Consider the following 4,802-nt stretch of genomic DNA (forward strand, 5'->3'; position numbering starts at 1 on the left):
AAACGCTGGGAAATCCAGCCTGCTCAATAAGCTGGTCGGACAAGAACGTTCCATTGTCAGTCCGATTGCAGGAACAACACGCGATGCAGTTGATACACAATTTGTATATGAGGGCATTCCACTAACCCTGATCGATACCGCAGGCATTCGCCGAAGAGGCAAAATCGATCCTGGCGTAGAAAGATATAGCGTCTTAAGAGCCCATAAAGCAATTGAACGCGCTGATGTAGCTCTGTTATTGATCGATGCCGAGACGGGGATCACATCCCAGGATCTGCATATTGCCGGATTTATTCTTGATGCGTGGAAAAGCACAGTCGTCCTTGTCAATAAATGGGATGCCGTCGAAAAAGACTCCTATACGATGAATTACTATACTGAAAAAATCCTCCACGAACTCAATTTTATGCCCTATGTCCCCTTGCTTTTCATCTCTGCAAAAACAGGACAGCGGGTTGACAAGGTTCTTCCTCTAGCTCTGGAGGTTCAGGAGGCTCGGCTCACACGCATCCCAACCTCCAAGTTGAATAAAATTCTTCGGGAAGCCCAGGATGCACATCCTGCACCTTCGCAAGCTGGGAAGCAGCTAAAAATCTATTATGGCACGCAGGTCCGCTCAGACCCACCAACATTCCTGCTCTACGTCAACGATCCAAAGCTGATGCACTTTACTTATCGGCGTTTTATTGAAAATCGCATTCGCGAAGCGTACGAATTTCTTGGCACTCCGATCAGAGTCGTTTTAAAAGGAAAAAAAGATAAATAATGACAAATTTTACAATTATTTCTCTTCTTCTCATTGGCGCGGCTGTCTTTTTCAGCCTCGCCTTTTTTGGTCTCTTATCGATCAGGGAAAAAGAAAAACGTGCTGCCCGCGTCTCCTTTAGCGGAGCCATTTCAGGGGCGGTATTTTTCTTTTTAGCGGCAGGCATGCCCACGTCTGCGCGCGTGACTATTCTCTCGATTATGGGATCATTGGGATTTGGATTGATCGTTCTCTTTGTCCTTCCAATCGGAAATGTCAACATCCTGAACGATGTTCCCAAAAAACAATTTGACGAAAGAAGGATCATGTTTGCCAGAGCCAATCTCAAAGTTGGTTCACCCGAATATGAAAGCTATTATAAAAACCATCCTGAAGACAAACTGATTGATGACCGAACACGGACGAAACCGGGCCTGCTCTCGCCGCGGGCAAAGTTTTTCGACCCTCTGCTATTTACCGCGCCAGAGGCAAGCTTTGCCCTCACAAGTGCACTTCGAGATGCTGTGGACGGACCGATAGCAGAAACACAATTGACCTTTTCCACTGAAGAGATTAGCTCTTACCTAAAAAAATTGTCGCTTTATTATGGGGCCCTGGATGTAGGGATCACTCACCTGGAGCCTTATCATATTTATTCGCATACCGGACGCGGCGCAGGTATTTATGGCGCACCAATCAGCCTGGATCACACCTTTGCGATTGCACTTACTGTGGAGATGGATCATGAAATGATGGGCGATGCTCCCCATGCTCCGGTCGTGATGGAATCAGCCAAGCAATATGTCGAGAGCGCTCGCGTTGCTGTGCAAATCGCCAGCGTCATTCGTTCACTCGGATATGCCGCCCGCGCCCATATTGATGGAAACTATCAGGTAATTGCCCCTTTGGTTGCTCGCGACGCCGGTTTGGGAGAGTTTGGCCGCATGTCACTACTCATGACTCCCAATGAGGGCCCACGTGTACGTGTGGGCGTGGTAACGACCGATTTGCCATTGATCGCAGACCCACGCTCTAGCGATTCTGCTACGATTGATTTTTGCAATATCTGCAAAAAATGCGCGGATAATTGTCCCAGTCAATCGATTCCATTTGGTCATCAGGAAGAAGTTGATGGTGCATTTCGCTGGCGCATCGAACCTGAGAGCTGCTTTGCCTATTGGAATGTGATCGGCACCGACTGTGGGCGCTGTATGACAGTTTGCCCATTTTCCCACCCCAATAATTCCGCTCACAATCTTGTCCGTTGGGGAATCGCCCGATCAGTTTTTTTTCGTCGGGTTGCTCTGTGGATGGACGATCTTTTTTATGGCCGAGAACCCATTCAGCGCCCTGCACCTGCGTGGACAAGAGGGGTCTCATATTCTCACAAAAAAGAATACTAGATACCCCATCCATTTGATATTCAGAAAATTGGGTATGAACGTCCCGCAGGTTCAAGTCCTTTAGCAACTTGAACCTGCGGGACGTTTTATTTAGCTAAAGACAACGACCTTTAGTGAACATCAACAAAAGCTAACTGAACTCTTCGATATGTTGATTATCACCGGGGAGTTTTTGCAGGCCTGTTTTTGCGAGCCACCAACCATCCAAAAAAGGCAATTCCTGCATAGCTGAAAGCAAGATCGATCAAGGAAAATGTGCGCCGGGGAATATATTGTTGAGAGAGTTCTTCAAGCGTCACGACAAATGCCAGGATGAGACTCACCCTCCAGATTAGGGTGGCAGGTCTACTCCCCGGGAACGATGCGAGGGCTGTCCGATTAAGAAAAAAACAAAGTAGCCCCATGATCAGAAAGTGTCCCGCTTTATCCCCATAGGGAAAATCATAAATCCGAGTGATCGAACGGGGCAAATTGCCGCCATTCGCCAGGATAACGATCAGCAATGCCATGATTACAGTTAGAAATGTAGGCCAGTTTTTTCTCATCAAATTTACAAAAAAGCCCCGAGGCTTTGAATTCGCGTCGGGGCTTTGATCATTCGTATTAAGAATTTACGCTGATTCAGTTTCTGCTTTTTCTGCCTTGCCTTCCTTTCGTGCTTTCCAGGCTTCGACAAAAACAGGCACCAGGGAAATGGCAATAATTGCCAAAATCACTACCGAAAAATTATGTTTGACAATTTCCATATTGCCAAAAAAGTAGCCAGCAAAGGCAAAAAGAGGCACCCAAACCAATCCGCCAAAGACGTTATAAGAGAAGAAGTAGCGGTAAGACATTTGCCCAACACCTGCAACAAAGGGCGCAAAAGTGCGGATAATTGGCACAAACCGCGCCAGGAAGATGGTTTTGCCACCGTGCTTCTCAAAGAAGGCATGGGTTTTATCAAGATATTCCTTCTTGACCCATTTACTCTGGTAGGCTTTTTCACCCAATGAATGACCGATCCAGTAATTGACGGTATCGCCCAGAATGGCGGCAACCATCAATAATGCGACCATCGTGTAGATATTCAAGGTACTCGATGGCAACGCTGCAATTGCTCCGGCAGCGAAGAGAAGTGAATCTCCAGGGAGGAAGGGCATCACGACGAGACCTGTTTCGACAAAGATGACTGCGAAAAGGATCGCATAAGTCCACGTGCCGTATTGAGAAATAATGTCGCTCAGATATACGTCAAGGTGGATAAAGATATCAACAAAAGTTTTTAGTAGTTCCATTATGCACTCTCTTTTTTATATTATTTGCCAGCAATTTAATTCCAGCGAGCGATTATACCGCATATTATCGCTCTTCAATTGTCACACCAAGCAACTGGTCACCCGGTGGCAGAACCTCTCCAAATTGCGGATCGCGGGGCGTAAGTTCCTTAAGAATCTCCATTCCACTGAGAACCTGTCCAAAAATCGTATACTTGCCATCATAAGAGGGCTCAGCGGCATAGGTGATGAAAAATTGGCTTCCATTGGTATCCGGAGCAAGGTTTTTCATTGCCACCACGCCCGGGCGATCAAATGACAGCGAGGGATCGATCTCGTTTTTGAAAAAATAGCCGGGGTTTCCTTGCCCCGTACCGCTGGGATCGCCACTTTCGGCAAAATATTCCGGGAGAACGCGATGAAAGGTATTCCCCGTAAACCAACCTTCCTGCGCAAGAAATATAAAGTTATTTACCGCAATTGGGGCCTGCTGTGGATAAAACTGGATCACTACCTCCCCTTTTTTAAATTTCAGAAAAGCGAGATATTCTTTTGACAGGTCAATAACCTGCGGCGGGCAATTGGTAAACTGTCGGGCTCCCAAGCTGATCAGGCTGATAATCTGCTTCAAACTCCCATAATCTGCAGGGCCTGTATAGATCTGCCCGTTGATCAGCAAAAAGGGCGTCCCTGGTAAACCGGTCTTCTCTCCATCAATGAAAGCCTGTTCCACTTTTTCAATAATTGCCTCACTTTGGATGTCTTCTAAAAACTGCGTTTCATCTATGCCAAGATTTGTCGCTTCGGCGACCAGCCAACGCTCAAATTCATCCATTTCAAGGGATGACCAATAACTTTGCTCCGTGAATAGGAGCGTATGCATATCCCAGAATTTATCCTGTACAGCAGCGGCGTGGGAAGCTTGTGCGGCGAGGCCAGCCTTTTCGTGTCCAGGATTGGTCAAGAGCGGAAAATCACGATAAATAACACGCAGGTCCTGAGGGTATTCTTCTTCGAGTTGCGCCAGCACGGGCGCAAGAGCAGCACAACCTGGTCACTGAAAATCGCCGTATTCGATAATAGTAACCGCCGCGTCCTGGGGTCCGCGCACCATATCGTCTTTAGTAACCGGAGGGAAGAGGGAGGCTTCCTCGGAAGCAGGTGTGGGAATGATCCTGGTCGCGCTGCATTCCGGTGCGGCTGGCGTTGGCGTCTCAGGGAAGATAAGGCGAACTTCCGTTGGCATTGGTGTGGGGGGAGCACTTGAAGAACATGCACTTAAAAAAAATACCGAGATACCGAGAAGGAAAATTGATTTACGCATTTTATTGACCTAAGAATTCAGACTTTAGACTTTAGACTTTAGACTTTAGACTTTAGACTTTAGACTTTAGACTT

General features: G+C 47.1%; 6 protein-coding genes and 1 pseudogene. 2 read left to right on the forward strand and 5 right to left on the reverse strand.

The genetic code is table 11. From position 1 onward, the window contains the following. Positions 1 to 766: ribosome biogenesis GTPase Der (gene der / locus AC3DOM_RS11430; protein ID WP_487919176.1), on the forward strand; the 766-nt coding region annotated here is incomplete at its 5' end. Further along, positions 766 to 2,148, forward strand: a complete 1,383-nt coding sequence (locus AC3DOM_RS11435) for a 4Fe-4S dicluster domain-containing protein (RefSeq protein WP_487919177.1) — start codon at positions 766 to 768, stop codon at positions 2,146 to 2,148. The genes der and AC3DOM_RS11435, both read left to right, overlap by 1 nt. Positions 2,149 to 2,306: 158 nt before the next feature. Here the strand turns inward: AC3DOM_RS11435 and AC3DOM_RS11440 are convergent, their stop codons facing one another. The 5 genes and pseudogenes from AC3DOM_RS11440 to AC3DOM_RS11460 all read right to left on the reverse strand — a co-directional run bounded on the left by AC3DOM_RS11440 (position 2,307) and on the right by AC3DOM_RS11460 (position 4,728). Further along, a complete protein-coding gene (locus AC3DOM_RS11440; protein WP_487919178.1) occupies positions 2,307 to 2,693 on the reverse strand; it encodes a VanZ family protein in 387 nt (128 codons plus the stop codon). Between the two features lie 66 nt (positions 2,694 to 2,759). Next, positions 2,760 to 3,425 carry a DedA family protein gene (locus AC3DOM_RS11445; protein ID WP_487919179.1) on the reverse strand — a complete coding sequence of 222 codons (666 nt, stop codon included), beginning with the start codon at positions 3,423 to 3,425 and terminating at the stop codon, positions 2,760 to 2,762. Between the two features lie 64 nt (positions 3,426 to 3,489). Further along, positions 3,490 to 4,035, reverse strand: coding sequence for a peptidylprolyl isomerase (locus tag AC3DOM_RS11450; protein WP_487919185.1), 546 nt, complete (start codon positions 4,033 to 4,035; stop codon positions 3,490 to 3,492). Further along, positions 4,033 to 4,446, reverse strand: a pseudogene (locus AC3DOM_RS11455) (DsbA family protein); the annotation flags it as partial. The pseudogene AC3DOM_RS11455 and the gene AC3DOM_RS11450, both read right to left, overlap by 3 nt. Before the next feature lie 12 nt (positions 4,447 to 4,458). After that, entirely contained in the window at positions 4,459 to 4,728 is a 270-nt protein-coding gene (locus tag AC3DOM_RS11460; RefSeq protein WP_487919180.1) for a hypothetical protein, read from the reverse strand. Between the last annotated feature and the right edge of the window lie 74 nt (positions 4,729 to 4,802).

It is taken from the genome of Candidatus Desulfolinea nitratireducens (assembly GCF_982879505.1).

Bases quoted from the DNA above. Each gene is read 5' to 3' on its own strand.
- AC3DOM_RS11435 (WP_487919177.1), top strand. From the start codon at position 766: ATGACAAATTTTACAATTATTTCTCTTCTTCTCATTGGCGCGGCTGTC.
- AC3DOM_RS11440 (WP_487919178.1), bottom strand. From the start codon at position 2,693: ATGAGAAAAAACTGGCCTACATTTCTAACTGTAATCATGGCATTGCTG.
- AC3DOM_RS11445 (WP_487919179.1), bottom strand. From the start codon at position 3,425: ATGGAACTACTAAAAACTTTTGTTGATATCTTTATCCACCTTGACGTA.
- AC3DOM_RS11460 (WP_487919180.1), bottom strand. From the start codon at position 4,728: ATGCGTAAATCAATTTTCCTTCTCGGTATCTCGGTATTTTTTTTAAGT.